This window comes from Burkholderia sp. JP2-270, from assembly GCF_003233675.1.
Taxonomy (GTDB): domain Bacteria; phylum Pseudomonadota; class Gammaproteobacteria; order Burkholderiales; family Burkholderiaceae; genus Burkholderia; species Burkholderia pyrrocinia_C.
In genome coordinates this window covers 843,943-861,093 of sequence record NZ_CP029825.1, presented here as the reverse complement: position 1 = coordinate 861,093, position 17,151 = coordinate 843,943, and the positions used below count along the sequence as shown (strand labels likewise).

The 17,151-nt window shown below is 67.9% G+C and carries 16 protein-coding genes; 9 read left to right on the top strand and 7 right to left on the bottom strand.

Annotation, left to right across the window (positions count from 1 at the left end; all coding sequences use genetic code 11):
- Positions 1-94 precede the first annotated feature (94 nt).
- Positions 95-2,062: an asparagine synthase (glutamine-hydrolyzing) gene (gene asnB, locus DM992_RS21725; protein WP_111018580.1), complete on the top strand. Its 1,968-nt coding sequence runs from the start codon at positions 95-97 to the stop codon at positions 2,060-2,062.
- A 54-nt stretch (positions 2,063-2,116) separates the two neighbouring features.
- On the opposite strand, the gene DM992_RS21720 is transcribed toward asnB, so the two are convergent.
- The 6 genes from DM992_RS21720 to DM992_RS21695 all read right to left on the bottom strand — a co-directional run bounded on the left by DM992_RS21720 (position 2,117) and on the right by DM992_RS21695 (position 8,575).
- Positions 2,117-2,911 carry a lytic transglycosylase domain-containing protein gene (locus DM992_RS21720; protein ID WP_111018579.1) on the bottom strand — a complete coding sequence of 265 codons (795 nt, stop codon included), beginning with the start codon at positions 2,909-2,911 and terminating at the stop codon, positions 2,117-2,119.
- Positions 2,908-3,582 carry a type III secretion system export apparatus subunit SctR gene (gene sctR, locus DM992_RS21715; protein ID WP_034180501.1) on the bottom strand — a complete coding sequence of 225 codons (675 nt, stop codon included), beginning with the start codon at positions 3,580-3,582 and terminating at the stop codon, positions 2,908-2,910. The genes DM992_RS21720 and sctR overlap by 4 nt, the downstream gene beginning before the upstream one ends.
- Positions 3,583-3,585: 3 nt before the next feature.
- The gene (gene sctQ, locus DM992_RS21710; RefSeq protein WP_111018578.1) at positions 3,586-4,740 is read right to left on the bottom strand and encodes a type III secretion system cytoplasmic ring protein SctQ; all 1,155 of its coding nucleotides are present in this window, start codon (positions 4,738-4,740) and stop codon (positions 3,586-3,588) included.
- Between the two features lie 392 nt (positions 4,741-5,132).
- On the bottom strand, positions 5,133-5,531 hold the full coding sequence (locus DM992_RS21705) for a winged helix-turn-helix domain-containing protein (RefSeq protein WP_105391120.1): 399 nt from the start codon (positions 5,529-5,531) through the stop codon (positions 5,133-5,135).
- 369 nt (positions 5,532-5,900) lie between these two features.
- Positions 5,901-8,111, bottom strand: a complete 2,211-nt coding sequence (locus tag DM992_RS21700; protein ID WP_111018577.1) for a xanthine dehydrogenase family protein molybdopterin-binding subunit — start codon at positions 8,109-8,111, stop codon at positions 5,901-5,903.
- Between the two features lie 2 nt (positions 8,112-8,113).
- Complete coding sequence (locus DM992_RS21695; RefSeq protein WP_111018576.1) at positions 8,114-8,575, bottom strand: (2Fe-2S)-binding protein; 462 nt, start codon at positions 8,573-8,575, stop codon at positions 8,114-8,116.
- Positions 8,576-8,756: 181 nt separating this feature from the next.
- Here DM992_RS21695 and DM992_RS21690 point away from each other — a divergent pair, with 181 nt between their 5' ends.
- From DM992_RS21690 to DM992_RS21660, 5 genes are all read left to right on the top strand, one after another.
- Positions 8,757-9,680, top strand: a complete 924-nt coding sequence (locus DM992_RS21690) for an AraC family transcriptional regulator (protein WP_111018575.1) — start codon at positions 8,757-8,759, stop codon at positions 9,678-9,680.
- Between the two features lie 288 nt (positions 9,681-9,968).
- The gene (locus tag DM992_RS21685) at positions 9,969-10,154 is read left to right on the top strand and encodes a hypothetical protein (RefSeq protein WP_111018574.1); all 186 of its coding nucleotides are present in this window, start codon (positions 9,969-9,971) and stop codon (positions 10,152-10,154) included.
- Between the two features lie 1,572 nt (positions 10,155-11,726).
- Positions 11,727-12,050 (top strand): hypothetical protein, encoded by a 324-nt coding sequence (locus tag DM992_RS21670; RefSeq protein WP_111020341.1) that lies wholly within the window; start codon positions 11,727-11,729, stop codon positions 12,048-12,050.
- 111 nt (positions 12,051-12,161) lie between these two features.
- A complete protein-coding gene (locus tag DM992_RS21665; protein ID WP_111018571.1) occupies positions 12,162-12,752 on the top strand; it encodes a hypothetical protein in 591 nt (196 codons plus the stop codon).
- 73 nt (positions 12,753-12,825) lie between these two features.
- A complete protein-coding gene (locus tag DM992_RS21660; RefSeq protein ID WP_111018570.1) occupies positions 12,826-13,107 on the top strand; it encodes a hypothetical protein in 282 nt (93 codons plus the stop codon).
- Here the strand turns inward: DM992_RS21660 and DM992_RS42845 are convergent.
- Positions 13,104-13,412 (bottom strand): hypothetical protein, encoded by a 309-nt coding sequence (locus DM992_RS42845; protein WP_239511426.1) that lies wholly within the window; start codon positions 13,410-13,412, stop codon positions 13,104-13,106. The genes DM992_RS21660 and DM992_RS42845 overlap by 4 nt on opposite strands.
- Here DM992_RS42845 and DM992_RS21655 point away from each other — a divergent pair.
- From DM992_RS21655 to DM992_RS21645, 3 genes are all read left to right on the top strand, one after another.
- The gene (locus tag DM992_RS21655) at positions 13,399-14,802 is read left to right on the top strand and encodes a chemotaxis protein CheA (protein WP_239511425.1); all 1,404 of its coding nucleotides are present in this window, start codon (positions 13,399-13,401) and stop codon (positions 14,800-14,802) included. The two genes, DM992_RS42845 and DM992_RS21655, sit on opposite strands and share 14 nt — an antisense overlap.
- Before the next feature lie 155 nt (positions 14,803-14,957).
- Entirely contained in the window at positions 14,958-15,542 is a 585-nt protein-coding gene (locus DM992_RS21650; RefSeq protein WP_111018568.1) for a hypothetical protein, read from the top strand.
- Positions 15,543-15,654: 112 nt separating this feature from the next.
- A complete protein-coding gene (locus DM992_RS21645; protein WP_111018567.1) occupies positions 15,655-17,121 on the top strand; it encodes a sigma-54 dependent transcriptional regulator in 1,467 nt (488 codons plus the stop codon).
- Positions 17,122-17,151: the final 30 nt, after the last annotated feature.

The following is a 17,151-nucleotide window of genomic DNA, read 5'->3' as shown; positions in this document are numbered from 1 at the left end:
TTCTTCGTAATATGGTTCGACCGTCACGCCTGACGGCGGGCCGCGAGGTTGCGCCATGCGTGACGGAACAGGTCAACAGGGGCAGACAAATCAAATGTGCGGAATCGACGGCTTTCTGAATAGCGTCGCCTGCGATGAGGAGACAGCGCGCGGCACGCTCGCGCGAATGACGGCGAGCCTCGCGCATCGCGGGCCGGACGGGCAGGGCATCTGGGTCGATCCGGAAGCCGGTATCGCGCTCGGCCACCGGCGGCTTGCGATCGTCGACCTGTCGGTGCATGGCCGACAGCCGATGGCATCCGCGTGCGGCCGCTACGTCATGGTCTTCAACGGCGAAATCTACAACCATCGCGAACTGCGTGCCGAGCTCGAGCGCGCGGGTCGCGCACCGGCGTGGCGCGGCCACTCCGACAGCGAGGTGCTGATCGCGGCGATCGTCGCGTGGGGAGTCGAGGCGACGCTGCGGCGCGCGACCGGCATGTTCGCGTTCGCGCTGTGGAATCGCGAGTCGCGGGTGCTGACGCTGGCGCGCGACCGGATCGGCGAGAAGCCGCTCTACTACGGCCGGATCGGCGACGCGCTCGTGTTCGCGTCGGAGCTGAAGGCGCTGCGCGGTTACCCGGGCTTCGACGGCACGGTCGACCGCGATGCGCTGTGTCTGTATCTGCGCCAGTCGAGCGTGCCCGCGCCGTACACGATCTATCGCGGCATCCGCAAGCTGCCGCCCGGCACGTACATCCAGTTCGAGCATGCGCGCGACACGCCGCGCGTGCGCGCGTACTGGACGCTCGAACAGGCGATCGAGAGCGGCCGCGAGCAGCCGTTCGAGGGCAGCGCCGACGAGGCGGTCGGCCAGCTCGACGCGATCCTGCGCCAGGCCGTCGCGCGGCAGATGGAAGCCGACGTGCCGCTCGGCGCGTTCCTGTCGGGCGGCGTCGACTCGTCGGCGATCGTCGCGCTGATGCAGGCGCAGTCGGCGACGCCGGTCGACACGTTTACGATCGGCTTCCATGAAGCCGGCTACGACGAAGCCGGTTACGCGAAGGCCGTCGCGCGCCATCTCGGCACACGGCATACCGAGCTCTACGTGACGGCCGACCATGCGCTCGGCGTCGTGCCGAAGCTGCCGTCGATCTACGACGAGCCGTTCGCCGATGCATCGCAGATCCCGACCTTTCTCGTGTCGGAGCTGACGCGCCGGCATGTGAAGGTGAGCCTGTCAGGCGACGGCGGCGACGAGCTGTTCGGCGGCTATACGCGCTACTTCCTGACGCCGCGCCTGTGGCGCAAGCTGCATCGCGTGCCGGCTGCCGTGCGCGCGCGGATCGCCGCCGCGCTGCATGCGCTGCGGCCCGATCACGCGGACCAGCTCGCGGCCGTCGCGCAGGGTGCGTGGGGCGGCGTGGAGGCGCGCGAATCGGCGTCGCGCATCGGCGACCGCCTGCACAAGCTCGGCCATGTGATGACGGCCGAGAGCCGCATCGGCCTGTACCGGCTGCTGATGTCGTCGGTGCATCATCCCGAGCGCATCGCGCTGTCGGGACAGGAGCCGCCGACGCCGCTCGATACGGTGTCCGCGTGGCCCGCGCACCTGAGCTTCGCCGAGCAGGCGATGGCGATCGATACGCTCACGTATTTGCCGACCGACATTCTCGCGAAGGTCGACCGCGCGGCGATGGCCGTGAGCCTCGAGACGCGCATGCCGTTCCTCGACCATCACGTCGTCGAATTCGCGTGGCGCGTGCCGGCGTCGGTGCGCTTGCCGGAAGGGCAGTCGAAGGCGCTGCTGCGCCGGCTGCTCGACCAGTACGTGCCGTCGGCGCTGATCGACCGGCCGAAGCAGGGCTTCTGCGCGCCCGTCGATCACTGGCTGCGCGGCTCGCTGCGCGACTGGGCCGAGGCGCTGCTGCGGCCGTCGCGGTTGCGCGAAGAGGGTTTCTTCGATGCGGCCGCGGTCGAGCGTCTGTGGCGACAGCACCAGACGGGGCGGATGAACTGGCAGCATCAGTTGTGGACGGTGCTGATGTTCCAGGCTTGGCTGGAAGCGCAGCGGGCGGGGTGACGCGGCGTTTGACCCGCTGACGACGGTTGGCGGGTACGCCCGCGCCGCGCCTGTTCACTGATCGAGACACCGCACGCACAGCCGCTTCGCCTGGTTCGCCGGCAGCCCGCGGCACATCATCACCACCGGGCGCGCATGACACGAAGGCGCATCGGCGGACGCGGCGGGCGACGCCAGCCGCCGCGCGCGTTCGGGCGGCGTGGTGGCGGCCGCGTCCATGCGCCGGCGGCGCTCGGGCGGCGGCGTGTCGCTCACGACCGGAATCGGTTCGACGCCGCCTTCGCGCGCGTTGCGCTGCGCGCTCGCGACGACGCGGCTCACGTAGCCGCTCGAGAAACCGGTCGTGAAGTTGCCGCTGTAGTAGCACGACAGCGCCGCGCGCAATGCGGCCTGCGCGGCGCGGCCGGTGCCCGACGAGCGTGCGAAGCATTCGGTCAGGATCGCGCCGCCGGCCCGCAGGTTGCGGCACGGCTCGAACATCGTCGCTTCGTCGAGCCCGTATTTCGAGAAATTGCGTTCGTTCACCTGCGCGAGGCCGACGCTGTAGCTGAAGCCGCGCGACGCAAGCTCGCGCGCGGTCGCGCGCGCCTCGTCGAGCGACGCGGGCTGGCGCGCCAGGTGGCCGCCGACCACGCCGATCGCATAGGGATTGAAGCCCGATTCGGTGCGCACGAGCGCGGCGAGCGTGTCGGGATCGACGTTCGGCGCACACGCGCGCGCGAGTTGCGCGAAGCCGGCGCCGCTGGCCGCATGCGCGATGTGCGGCTGCATGCCGGCGAATGCGAGCGCGAGCAGCCCGACCAGCGCGCACAGGCGCGCGGCGGCGGTTCGCGGGCCGCGCGCATTCATCCCGCGCCCGCCACGCGGTACGACAGCACGAGCCCGTGCACGAGCAGCGACCAGCCGTCGAGCGCGACGAACAGCAGCAGCTTGAACGGTACCGAGATCGTCGTCGGCGAGATCATCTGCATCCCGAGCGCGAGCAGGATGTTCGCGACCAGCAGGTCGACGACGATGAACACGATATAGATCACGAAACCGATCTGGAACGCCTTCGTCAGTTCGGCGAGCGTGAAGCTCGGCACCAGCACGAGCAGGTCGTCGTCCTTGATGCCGTCCGCGCGGTTCTTCGGCCAGACCGACGTCGCGGTGCGCACGAAGAATTCGCGGTCGCGCTGCCGCGTATGCGACACGAGGAAATCCTTGATCGGCGGCAGCGCGGCATCGGCGAGCGCGCCGACGTCGGCGGTCGACAGCTGCCCCGACGCGTCGAAGTGGCGCGCCTGCAGCGCGTCGCGGATCGACATCCCGACGGGCGCCATGATGAACAGCGACAGGATCAGCGCGATGCCGTTCAGCACGAGGTTCGGCGGCACCTGCTGGATCCCGAGCGCGGAGCGCAAGAGGCCGAGCACGACCACGAGCTTCGTGTAGCTCGTCACCATCAGCGCCGCGAACGGCGCGATGCCGAGCGCGGCGATCACCGCGATCAGCGCGACCGGATTCGGCAGGTTGCCCATCGCTCAGCGCTCGCGCGGCGCGGGTTGCGTCAGCGTGACGACACGCACGCCGAGTTTCTGGCCGACTGCGATCAGGTGGCCGGTGCCGATCAGCATCCCGTTCGCGACCAGATGGATCACGCTCTGGTTGATTCCTTGCTGCAGCTCGATCACGGCGCCCGGCTGCAGCGCGCTCAACTCGCCGAGCGGCATCGACGTGGGCGGCAGCTCGAAGCGCAGGTCGACCGCGAGGCCGTCGAGCGTGCGCGGCGCATCGGCGGGCGGCGCGTCGTGCGCCGTCGCGGGCGCGGTGTCGGTGCGGGTCGGTTCCAAAGGCATCTCCCTGATTCGTTCGACGGTCAGCCGGTTGCCCGACGGCCGTCCGGTGATCTCCCACGCCGGCGCGGCCGGCAGCCGCGCGACGCACAGCAGGTTCTGCTCGTGCGCCTGCCAGCGCTCGATCGCGATGATGTCGCCGCCGACGACGTCGGCCAGTTCGGCCGTCGTCAGCTCGGTGCGACCGATCTCGAACACGAGCGGCACGGGCAGGTTCGCGTAGGCCGCGCGCGTGTCGGCGAGCGCGGCCGGCGCGGTCGCGAAGAACACGGCCAGCGCATCGGGCGCGTCGAACAGCAGTGCGCCGTGGCAGCGCCATGCGCCGTCGGCGCGCCGCAGCTCGAAGCGCAGCGCGGCCGGTGATGCGCGCCAGGCGGGCGCGCTCGCGGGCGGCGGCAGCAGCTCCACGCGCTGCCGCGTCGCGGCCTGCAGCACGGCCGTGAGCGGCGCGCACAGGTCGGCGAGCAGCGCCGCACGGATCACGGCCGGCACGGCCGGGTCGGCCGCGTCGCCGAGCCATTCCGTTTCCGCGACCGGATCGACCCACAGCGTGCCGGTGGCCGGGCCGACGACGAAGCGATATGCGTGCGCATCCGCGGCCGGCTCGGCATCGATGCGCCAGCGCAGCTCGTACGCATGCTCGCCGAGCGTGACCGGAACGGCGCCGGTCGCGCAGTACGCGTGCGACAGCCCGCGCGCGGCGGCGGCGGACAGGCGCGGCAGGTAGGGCGACGCGTCGAGCGCGACCGCGGCCGGCGCAGCGGCGGGCGGTACGGAAGCGGCGGGCATGGCCCGGTTCGCGGCGTCGCCGGCGTCGGCATTCGTCAGGAACTGCGCAGGCACGGCGGGATCGGGGCGGATTCGGCGTCGGTTCGACGGGTTGTTATGGGGCCGGTGGCGCGGACGGCCACGCGGCTGCTGCGTCGATTGTAGGGACGGCCATGGCCGCGTGCCGCGCCGGAATCCGTAGTCGCGTGCATCGCGCGGCGACGGGGAGCGCGGGGCGCTACGAAGCGTGACGCCGCGTGATGGAATGCCGCGCAGCGCGATGCGTGGCGGCGGGCGGCCAAAAGCAACCGCCGCCCGGAGGCGGCGGTCGGGTCGCGACTCGCTGGCGGGCCGGGCGGCATGCAGGCCGCATCCGGCTGGCGGGACGCGAAGCGCTGCGAACCGGCACAGCGCGGTGGGGGGAGTGTTGCCGGCGCGCCGCGAGCGGGCGGCGCGCGGGTGAATCGTCAGGCGTAGTCGGCGGCCATCACGGCCGGCGGCGCGGCACGCAGGATCGGTGCCGCTTCGTGGCGCTCGACGTGCGTCATTGCCGCACCGAACAGCACGAGGCGATAGCCGACCGCATAGATCGGGATGATCCGCAGGTTCTTGTCGTGCTCGAGCTGCAGTTTCGAGCGGATCCGCGAGATATGGGTATCGAGCGTGCGCGACGACACGGCGAGTTCACGGCCCCATACGGCTTCCTGGATTGCCTGCCGCGGCACGACCTTGTTCATGTTGTCGAGCAGGAATTCGACGACGTCGAATTCGCGCGGCGTAACGTCAACGACTTTGTTGTCGATTTCGATCGTGCGGCGCACGAAGTTGATTTTTATGTTGTCGATGTACAGGTATTTGCAATCCATGGTGGCCCTCGCATGTCCAAAAAGGAGTGTTTGCGGGTCATATACTGCAACTTCCGGGCCAGGGGACGGAGGTCAGGCGTCGACGGGGGAGCGCGCCGGGGCAGACGGCGTGGAAGCCTTGAATTTAAAAGAATTTTTAACGCGGGGCGCGGGGCGGGTGCGGAAAGGGCGGAGCAATTTTGAAGAATTGTTACGTAGCATCGAGGGGCGACGTTACGGGCGTTACGTCGGACGTAACGTGTGGGGAAGGCGGTATTGGTCGCGCGCAGCACATGGTTTTTGCCGGACAGCGAACCCTGCATCGGACACGCTTCGACAAAAGGCGCCGGCCGACAGACGTTTCCATCTCCCGGCCGGCGTTCCCACCCGTCAAGCCTTCGCGCTATCCGCCGAATCGAACGGCAGCACGTAATGCCGCTTGCCCGTCGCCGCGAAGACCGCGTTCGCGACCGCCGGCCCGATCGGCGCGACGCCCGGCTCGCCGACCCCGGTCGGCGCTTCGGCCGACGGCACGATATGCACCTCGACCTTCGGCATCTCGGCCATCCGCAGCACGTTGTAGCCGTCGAAGTTGCGCTGTTCGACCTGGCCGTCCTTCAGCGTGATCGCGCTGTGCAGCGCCGCACCGAGCCCGAAGCCGATGCCGCCTTCCATCTGCGCGGCGACGATGTCGGGATTGATCGCGATCCCGCAATCCACCGCGCACACCACGCGCTCGACCTTCACCTTGCCGTCCGCGTCGACCGACACCTCGGCCACCTGCGCGACATAGCTCTTGAACGCCTCGGCGACCGCGATCCCGCGCCCGCGGCCCTTCGGCAGCGGCTTGGCCGGATCCCAGCCGGCCTTCTGCGCGGCCAGCTCCAGCACCGCGCGCATGCGCGGCTCCTTCGCGAGCAGGTCGCGGCGGAACGCGTACGGATCCTTGCCGGCGGCGTGCGCGGCTTCGTCGATGAACGCCTCGACCGCATAGGCCGTGTGCGAGCTGCCGACCACGCGCCACCACAGCACGGGCACGCCCGTCTTCGCGGTGGTGAGCTCGACCGACACGTTCGGCACTGCATACGGCAGGTTCGCCGCGCCCTCGACCGACGTCGCGTCGATGCCGTTCTTGACCATGAACGCCTCGAACGGCGTGCCGGCGAGGATCGACTGGCCGACGATCCGGTGGCGCCAGCCGACCAGCTTGCCGTCCGCGGTCAGGCCCGCGTCGAGCTTGTGGAAGTACATCGGCCGATAGAGGCCGCCCTGGATGTCGTCCTCGCGCGTCCACTGCAGCTTGACGGGCTTGCCGTCCGCGCCGAGCGCCTTCGCGATCGACACGGCCTCGACCACATAGTCCGACCACGCGTTCGCGCGCCGGCCGAAGCTGCCGCCCGCGTACAGCGTGTGGATCTTCACCTGCTCGGGCTTCAGGCCCGCGACCTTGGCGGCGTTCGCCTGGTCGATCGTCTGGAACTGATCGCCGGCCCAGATCTCGCAGCCGTCGCGCGTCAGCTTGACGACCGCGTCGAGCGGCTCCATCGGCGCGTGCGCGAGATACGGGAATTCGTATGTCGCGCTGAGCTTGCGCGCGGCACCGGCGATCGCTGCGTCGGCGTCGCCGTCCTTGCGCGCCGACGTGCCCGGTTTCTCCGCGAGCTGCCGGTATTCGCGCATGATCTCGGCCGAGCCGCGCTTTTCGGCGTTGCTTTCGTCCCACTCGACCTTCAGCGCGTCGCGGCCCTGCTTCGCGGCCCAGAAGCCCGTCGCGACGACCGCGACGCCGCGCGGCACCTGCACGACCGACACGACGCCCGGCACCGCCTTCGCAGCCGTCGCGTCGAACGACTTGACCGTCGCGCCGAAGCGCGGCGGGCGCTGCAGCAGCGCGACGCGCATGCCGGGGAAGGTCGTGTCGAGCGTGAAATGCGCGGTGCCGTTCGATTTCGCCGATGCATCGACGCGCGGAATCCGCTGGCCGATCAGCTTGAAATCGGCCGGCTGCTTCAGCGTGACCTTGTCCGGCACGGGCAGCTTCGACGCGTCGGCGACGAGCGTGCCGTAGGCGGCCGTCTTGCCGCTTTTCGCATGCGTGACGACGCCGTTGGCCGTCGTCAGCTCGCCGGCCGGCACCTTCCAGCGGGCCGCGGCGGCCGACACGAGCATCGCGCGGGCTTTGCCGCCCGCTTCGCGCAGCTGCTGCCACGAGTTCGCCATCGCCGAGCTGCCGCCCGTGCCCTGCATCGTGCCGAACGCGAGGTTCGCATAGCGCTTCGCATCGGCGGGTGCGCTTTCGACGCGCACGCTCGACCAGTCGGCGTCGAGCTCCTCGGCGACGATCGTCGCGATGCCCGTATACGCGCCCTGGCCCATTTCGACGTGCTTCGCGATGACCGTGACGGTGCCGTCGGGCGTGATGCGCAGGAACGCGTTCGGCGCGAAATCGGCGGCCGGTGCGGTCGCGGCGAGCGCGCGGCGGCCGAGGCCGGCCCATTCGAAGCCGATGGTCAGGCTGACGGCGGTCGCGGCGCCCGCGGCCTTCAGGAATGTGCGGCGCGACGGACGCACCGAATCGCGGTTGTCGAGTTCGATCGTCATGGTCAGGCTCCCAGCGTCGCGGCCGCGTCGTGGATCGCGGCCCGGATGCGGGCGTACGTTGCACAGCGGCACAGGTTGCCGTTCATCGCGGCGTCGATGTCCGCGTCGGTCGGCTTCGGGTTCTGTTCGAGCAGTGCGGTGGCCGACATGATCTGGCCGGACTGGCAATAGCCGCATTGCGGAACCTGCTGCTTGACCCACGCGGCCTGCACGGCCTGCGCGGGCTTGCTCCGCAGGCCCTCGATCGTCGTGACGTGCTTGCCGGCGATACCGGCGAGCGGCAGCACGCACGAGCGGACGGCCTGGCCTTCGAGATGCACCGTGCACGCGCCGCACTGCGCCATGCCGCAGCCGAACTTCGTGCCGGTCAGTCCCGCATGTTCGCGAATCGCCCAGAGGACGGGCATCGACGGATCGGCGTCGAGCGTAACGTTCTTGCCGTTGAGGACAAACGAGGTAGGCATTATGGTTGTCTCCGTGGGGAAAATCCGGCATGCGCCCGGTTAGCGGGCAGTGTGCGCGAGCGGCCGGTTTTTGCGTCTACCCAATCCTGCAAATTTATTGAACAATCCTGCAAATCCCGGGCACGCCGTGGGCCGTTTCGCTATGCTCCCGCGACATGGGGAAATCAATCGAGGATTCGTCATGGACATGACCGATATCGCGGCGTCGCGCGAATCCGGGCGGCGCGAGCTGGCGTCGCTGATAGGCCGCTTCGCGCCGGCGGACGGCTCGCATTCGACCGCTGTGCCGGGCCTGATGCTGCATCGGCACACGCGTCCGGTCGATCTCGGTTGCGGCGTGTCGCGTGCCGCGCTCGTGATCGCAGCGCAGGGCGCGAAGCGCGTGATCGTGGCCGGCCAGGCCTACGAATACGACACGCAGAATTGCCTGATTACGTCGATCGACTTGCCGATCCTGTCGCGCGTGACGCGCGCGTCGCCGGATGCGCCGTACCTGTGTCTGTCGCTGACGCTCGATCCGCAGCGCATCGTCGAGCTCGCGGCCGAGATGCGGCTGCCCGAGCCCGACGCGGGCCCAGAAGGCGAAGGCATCGTACTCGCCGAACTGACGCCGCCGCTGCTCGACGCGGCGCTGCGGCTGTTGCGGCTGCTCGATACGCCGGCCGACATTCCGGTCGTCGCGCCGCTGATCGAAAAGGAATTGCTGTATCGGCTGATGACGAGCGGGCAGGGCACGCGGCTGCGGCATATGGCGATCGCGGGCAGCCAGACGCACCGGATCGCGCGCGCGATCGAATGGATCCGCGATCACTACGCGGAGCCGATGCGCGTCGAGACGCTCGCGCAGGCGGTCAACATGAGCGTGTCGTCGCTGCACCATCATTTCAAGCACGTGACGACGCTAAGCCCGCTGCAGTACCAGAAGCAGTTGCGGCTGCACGAGGCGCGGCGGCTGTTGCTGCGGCAGGGCGGCGATGTCGGGTCGGTGGCTGCCGTGGTCGGCTACGAGAGCGCGTCGCAGTTCAGCCGCGAATACAGCCGGCTGTTCGGCGCGCCGCCGATGCGCGACGTCGTGCACCTGCGGAAGAAGGAACTGCTCGGCTGACGCGGCGGCGGCCGGCCCGAACGCGCGGCCGGTGCGCCGCCGGCCCGTGGCGATGGTCGTCGCTCGGCGGCCAGCGGCTATTTCGCGACGACCATCGCCTGCAGGAACGCCGCTGCCGAAGCGCAGCGTGCCGCGTTCGACGTTGCGCGTGACGCGAGCGCCGCTCGAACGGTGGTGGTCTCCATCGACTTTTCCCCGACACGTTGTTTGACGAGCGACCGCCATCCGTAATCCGTGTGCCGTGGCGTGCCGCTCGGTGAGAACCGGAAATCAGGCAATCGGCATGTCATGAACGACGCAATCCCGCGGTGCGCGGGCGAGGGCGCGAAATTGCCGCGCGATATGCGCGTTTGTGTTTCACGCGTGAATGATGGGGACAGGAAAATGCCTCGGGCGATGGCCGGATCGATGTGGTTCGATACGAATAAAATTGCGATAAATCAGGTGTTTGGGGGATTTTTTGACGCGAAATAAGGCGTGGAATCGGTGCGTTTCAACGATGAGAAAAGCGTGACTGGCTGCTTGAAAAACGTTTCTTCGATGTATTGCCCGTCGGGTGGCTCAAGGTGTGAAGGGGGCGAATGAAAATGAAAAACCGTTGCGCCGGCTTCGGTCTGGATTGCGCGTTTTCATTTGTTTTAGTTATTACGCCGGTAATGGTCTAGATGACAAACTCATGACGCACGATCGCGTCGGTATTTTCAAGGTTGAATCAAAATCATTTCGCCGGTCGAGACGAATGCGTGTCGCAGGCACATCGGAGGCGGCCGCGCGGGCTTGCAGGACGGGGCGCCGCACGCTTCGATTCCCGTTCGTCCGGGCATTGGAGGCCGGCCGAACGTGTCGCGACGCACGGTTCGCAAGCGAAAAAAACGGAAGCAGCGGGCGATGCGTGACTGCGCGCTTCTCAAGTCTGAAACACTCGTTCACCTGGCCGTCCGGCGAGGGCTGGCGTGCCGGATTCGTCCGTCAAATCGTGGTATTGCTTCGCGATGCGCAACGATCGGCGCGTGTGCCCGACTGTTGTCGCGATACATTCCTGAAACATAAAGTTACGTTCCCGGCGATTCGAGCCGGCGCGGCGGCCGTTCGACGCTCGCAATGAGCGGTGGAATAACGCGTGGCACGCTGCTTGCGGTATTGGATGCACCGGCGAGCGGTCGACACGATGCAACAACGATGTGGGGGCGGCCAACTCGTCAATAAGCCAGTCGGGGAAACGGCAATGAAGACTATAAGCAGTGGCTTGATCGGCGCGTTCTTTGCGCACCAAAGGGGTAGTCGGAAAGTTCGGGGTATCGCTTGCGACGCAGTGCCAGCGCCGCGGGTCGCGCCTCGCCGATTTCCTGCCCTCCGCGCGCTCCGCGTGCTGGAGCGGTTGTCGCTCCGTGCGGCAGCCAGGCGACAGCGGTGCTCGCCTTCATTCAGTTCACCCGGATGGGTCAGCCTGTTCGTGCCGGACAGCGTGACGCCGATTCGTCTTCAACCGTGCAAGGCAGTTTCGATCGCGCCGGGTCAATACCGGCGCCGGCCGGAATAGATCGAACGCCTGTCGGCCGGATTATCCGGAAACCTTTCGTCGCTCCCTCGGGGAGCAGACATGTCGTCTAGCTGCAATGCAGGCCATTTTTCGCTCGGCTAAAGAGCGCATTTTTAGCGGCGCTGCATTTTTCGGTGGCAAATGTATTCGCGCATTTTAGATTCCGGAAACGGATGCCAGTGCCGGCATTTGTTTTCGGCCGGTGTCGAAAATCGCGGGCCGGAAATGTGTGTTCGTCATTCCGGTTCGCCGAATTAGTGTGTTTTCGTGAAATGATCAATATTAGTAAAAATAATTGAAAACACGAATCCATAAAGTTTGGATAACTTGGAAGCGAAAAAAATAAAATTCGGCTTGCCAAAAAATCCAAGGTAGTTGGATTTAAAGGAAAACAGGAGTCTCGTAATTTGATAGTGATCCTTATTTTTTAGGATTGCTCAAGTCAGGAAGATTGATGGCGTGCAATCTTCCCGGCTCATTTCGTCCACGCCGTTATGGAGTCGACCATGAAGAAGCTTCTCATTGCAGCAGCAGTTCTGGCCGTTTCGGGTGCAGCATTCGCAGCCAGCGGCACGGTGTCGAGCAGCAACTCGACGAGCGGCGGTTCGACGATGGCCGGTGTTGCCGGGTTCGGTCATTTCACCGCGACCGATTCCGGCGCGGCACTCGGCGCAGCCGCTGCGGTTGCCGGCGGCCCGGGCAGCGGTTCGATCTCGTACACCAACCACACGCAATCATCGTCGGTCAGCGGCTTCGGCTTCGGTGGTGCGCAGGCTGGTGGCACGAGCGGCGCCAATGCCGGCTCGATCGGCTGGACGCTTCACCACTGAGCCGCGGCGCGTAGCGTTCGTCATTGGCTGGCGGTACGGATGCCGGGTTTCGCTGTATGCGGGCAGGCCCGGCTCCGCCACCGCCGAACTTCCTCACAGCAAGGGATTGCTATGAAAGCCAACGTCATATTAGCGACAGCGCTCACCGTCATATCGTCGGCTGCATGGGCAGCCGGTTCGTCCACCACCAACCAGACGCAATCCGTTGCAGCGGGTGTTTCCGGTTCGGTGCTGGTCGGGTCCGGCAGCTATACCAGCAATTCGACTTCGACGGCGGGCGCGAATGCAGGAAGCACCGTCACACCCGCTGGTTCCACCGGCACGGCATCCGCCTTTCACAACTCGACTTCGACGGCCAGCGGTTCGGGCATGAACGGGGGCGCGTTCGCGGCAGGCGGCGGTATCGGTGCCGCAGGCTCGTTCGGCGGAAACGGCAGCACGAACGAGAACGCGAATGCGCTGTCGGGAGGGGTGACCGCCACGATCGTACTCGGCGCGAACCACTATACGGCTACGGGTGCGAACGACCAGGGCATTGCCAACGCGGGTGCCGCCGGGCTCACGGGCAGTGGCGGGTCAGGCGCGATCACGGGTTCGAATCACTACAACTCGTCGACCGTGTGGAGTACCGGCCCGGCCGGCTCGCCGTCCGCATCGGGCGGAAGCCTGGGCAGTTCCAGCGCGACCGGAAGCAGTCATTAGTCAGGTGTGGGGGGACCAGTTTCCCAGCGACGCTGGTCTCTTTTCCCACATTGTTGCCCCGTAAGGAGTTGGCATGAAGCAGAAACTGATTGCCGCCGCTCTGATGCTCGCGTCTCTGACGGCGTATGGCGCTGACCGTGCTGCCGATGGTGTGCAATCGAATATGCAGACGTCAAACAACCCTGACCAGACAATCAAACCGTCAGAACGACAAACGCTTTCGTCGGGCAGTGCCATCGGCGGACCGAGCGCCCAGCAGTGGCAGGGCATGTCGGCCGGCTCGTGGTCCCAGCTGGGCAGCGGCTGGAAGCAGTTCGGGGAAGCAGCAAAGACTGAAGTCATTCAGGGGAATTAGTACGGTTGCCTGGGTGGGAGGTCAAAACCTCGTCCGGAGAGTGAAATGAACAGCAACAGAATCAAGGTGGCATGCGCGGCGATGTTCGCGATGACCACGATCGGCGCCCAGGCGCAAACAGCCGACTCGACTTCGAGCGCGCAGTCCTCGACGTCGTCGACGGCGATCGGCCAGGGCGGCGGCTCGAGCATCAGCACGAACACCAATACCACGAGCTCGCGCGGCGGCAATGCCGCCAGCAGCAGCGGGGTTCGCGGCAGCGGCAATTCGAACGTGAACGTGAGCTTGACGATGCCATCGAGCACGAGCGGCGGCTCGAACGTGACGCCGCAGAGCGTGAGCTCGCTCCAGGCGCCCGGCTCGCCCGGCACCAACCCGTACAACACCCAGATATCGGAAAACGTCAACTACTCGGGTACGCAGACGATCAAGACGAACCCGGCCATCCAGGCGCCCGGCCTTACGACCACGCTGTCCGATACCTGCATGGGATCGGTGAGCGTCGGCGTGTCGTTCCCGGGGTTCGGTGCGACGGGCGGCACGACGCTGGTCGACCAGGCCTGCGTCCGTCGTCTCGATGCGCGTGAATTTCGCGCGATGGGCCTGACCGACGTGGCGCTCGCGCTGCTCTGCCAGAGCGACGCGAACCGGCGCGCGGTGGAAGCGACCGGGCACCTGTGCCCGGGTACGACCGCGCCGCTCGCACGCTCGAATGTCGCGCCCAGCGTCGAAGCGACCGTCGCCGACGACGTGAAGTATCACGATCCGATCGTGCGCAACCGCATGGGCCTGCCGCCGCTCGACGCAGCCGCGCCGGCGCCGGCGCAGGCGCGCCCGGTGGCGACGACCGCGGTGCAGGCGGCGCCGATTCCGGTCCCGGTGCCCGTGCCGGCGACCGTCGCGCCGACCGTCGCCAGCAAGGTGCCGGATGCCGTGCCGGCGGCTGCCGCGAAGGCGTCGCAAGCGGCTGCCGTCGTGCCCGCTGCTGCCGCGCCGGTTGCCGCGGCAGTGCCGGCGGTTGCCGCCGCGCCGGCTGTCGCGCCAGTTGTCGTACCGGCCGCTGCTGCGCCGGTCGCGATGAGTGCGGTTCCCGCCGCGGCCATCGTCGCTGCGCCGGCTGTCGCCGACAAGGCTCCCGAGCCTGCGCCGGCTGTCGCCGACAAGGCTCCCGAGCCTGCGCCGGCTGTCGCCGACAAGGCGCCGGAGCCTGCGCCGGCTGTCGCCGACAAGGCGCCGGAGCCTGCGCCGGCTGTCGCCGACAAGGCGCCGGAGCCTGCGCCGGCTGTCGCCGACAAGGCTCCCGAGCCTGCACCGGCTGTCGCCGACAAGGCGCCGGAGCCGATGCCGGCCGCGACCGACAACGCAGCGCAAGCCGCTGCCGCGCCGGCTGCTGCCGTCGTCGCGGCGCCCGCAGTCGATGCGAAGGTGGCGGACAGCGCGCAAGCCGCGCCGGCCGTGACCAGCGCAGCGCCGCAGGCGGCGGACGCTGCGATGGCCGCACCGGCAGCCGACATGCCGGCCGCCGACGCGAAGGTGCCGGACGCGGTCGAATCCGCGGCCGCACCTGCGCAGCCTGCCGACACGTCGGCGTTGACCGATCCGGCGAAGGCGTTGCCGCCGGCCACGGTCGACCAGCAGGCCGCACCGGCTGCACCGGCCGCGCCGGCGGTCATCTCGACGAGCACGTCGTCGTAAGCACGCGGGTCGGGCAGCCGTGTGACCGGAACGCGGTTGCACGGCTGCCGTTCGGACCCGATGCGCGACGGTCGTTCCCGGTTTGACGGGTGTTGGTCCGATCCCCGAGGTCAACACCTCTTTTTGCATGACGAGGATGCAAGGAGGCCTCAATCATGAGGATCTTTTTGGTCGCTTTGCTGCTGGTCAGCGTGCAAGCCGCTGCGCAGTCGGTTTTTCAGAATCCGGCGGTCTTCGTCATCCTGAGCGAGCAGACCCTCGCGAACGCCGCGAGCGTCCAGCAGGCGCTGACGACGCTCGGCCGACCCGACAACACGGCATGCGTGCCGATGATGATGGTCGGTGACCCGCAGATGATTTACATGATGCCCGAGGAAGGTCACGCGCCGTCGTGGCGATCGCCGGTGTACGGCCGTGGCGCGCCGTTCGCAGCGCAGAACGGGCCGACGCCGACGGGCAAGACGGTCGGCGCGATGCAGCACGCCGAGGACATGCAGACGCAGCCGTGGAGCGACGGCAGCGCGATCACGCAGAAGATCGCCGGCGAGTCGAGCGTGTCGGCGGCAGGCAGGGTAAGCGAGTGGCAGAGCAACGGGCTCGACAGGATCGAGACGGCCCGCGCGACGGACGTGACGGTGAACGGCAAGACCTATCGAGCCTATCGCGACGATCTGAACCGGGCGGCGAAGCCGGTCGTCGAGCCGCAGATCTACATGCAGCGTGTCGTTTTCTGCCGGTAACACGGCGTCAATTCGAGGACAGGCCGGCGCCGCGCCGCGGGACCACGAGACCCCGTCACACGCGATCCGGCAACGGCCGTCCCGACATACAACCCAAAGCGGCGAGGCCATCGTGAACCATAGCTGCCAGATCAGAGTGTCAGGCCCACCGGATGTCGAACGCGAGGCCGGCACGATGCCGTTTCTCGCGATCCGGTGCAACCATGTCGTGCCGTCGCGGCCGCTCGTCTACCTGTCGCAGCGGCACGATGCAGCGCTCGCCGACTGTCTCGCGTCGCGCGGCTGGGACGTATGGCGCGCGAAAACCGTTGCGGACGCACTGAATCTCGTCAAGGCGAACCGCCCGCACGCGGGCATCGTCGATTTCGGCAGCTTCGCGTCGCCAGACGTCGCGTCGTTCGAGACGCTGCTGCGCGACCCGCGCGTCGGCTGGGTTGCGCTCGCCGACGGCGAGCGGCTGCGCGACATTTCCATCGCACGCCTGATCCGCCACTGCTGTTTCGACTACGTGAGCAACGCGACGGCCTACACGACGATCGGCTATCTCGCCGGCCATGCGTACGGGATGCTGAAGCTTGCGGACGGCGACCCGGCCGCGGAGGCGCCGCCCGGCGGCACGATGATCGGTTCGTGCGACGCGATGCGCCGGCTGTTCGCGACGATCCGCAAGGTCGCGGACACGGATACCACCGTGTTCATCGCCGGCGAATCGGGCACCGGCAAGGAACTGACGGCGGCGGCGATCCACCGGCAGTCGGCACGCGCCGCGGCGCCGTTCGTCGCCGTGAACTGCGCGGCCATCCCGTCGACGCTGCTGCAGGCCGAACTGTTCGGTCACGAGCGCGGCGCGTTCACGGGCGCGCACCAGCGCAAGGTCGGCCGCATCGAGGCCGCGCATGGCGGCACGCTGTTTCTCGACGAAATCGGCGACATGCCGTTCGAGAGCCAGGCGAGCCTGCTGCGGTTCCTGCAGGAAGGCAGGATCGAGCGGCTCGGCGGGCACGCGTCGATCCCGGTGGACGTGCGGATCGTGTCGGCGACCCACGTCGATCTCGAGGCCGCGATGCAGGCGGGGCGGTTCCGCGCCGACCTGTACTACCGTCTGTGCGTGCTGCGCATCGACGAGCCGCCGCTGCGCGTGCGCGGTCGCGACATCATGCTGCTCGCCGATGACGTGCTGCGGCGTTATCGCGGTGACAGTTCGTACCGGATTCGCGGCTTCATGCCGTGCGCGGTCGAGGCGATCCACAACTATTCGTGGCCCGGCAACGTGCGCGAGCTGATCAACCGGATCCGGTTCGCGATCGTGATGACGAACGGCCCGATGATCTCGGCCGCCGATCTCGAACTGCACCAGTACGCGTCGCGGCAGCCGCCGACGCTCGCCGAAGTGCGCCGGCAGGCCGAGCGGCGCGCGATCGAGGAAACGCTGCTGCGCCACCGCCACCAGCATGCGGACGTCGCGGCGGAACTGGGCATTTCGCGCGCGACGCTGTACCGCCTGATGACCGCGCACGGGCTGCACGGCGGACGCGCGGTGGCGCGCGTTCCCTCAAGACCGTGCGGCGGCGGCCGTTAAACCGTGAAATGGCCCGTCCGGACCGCCGGC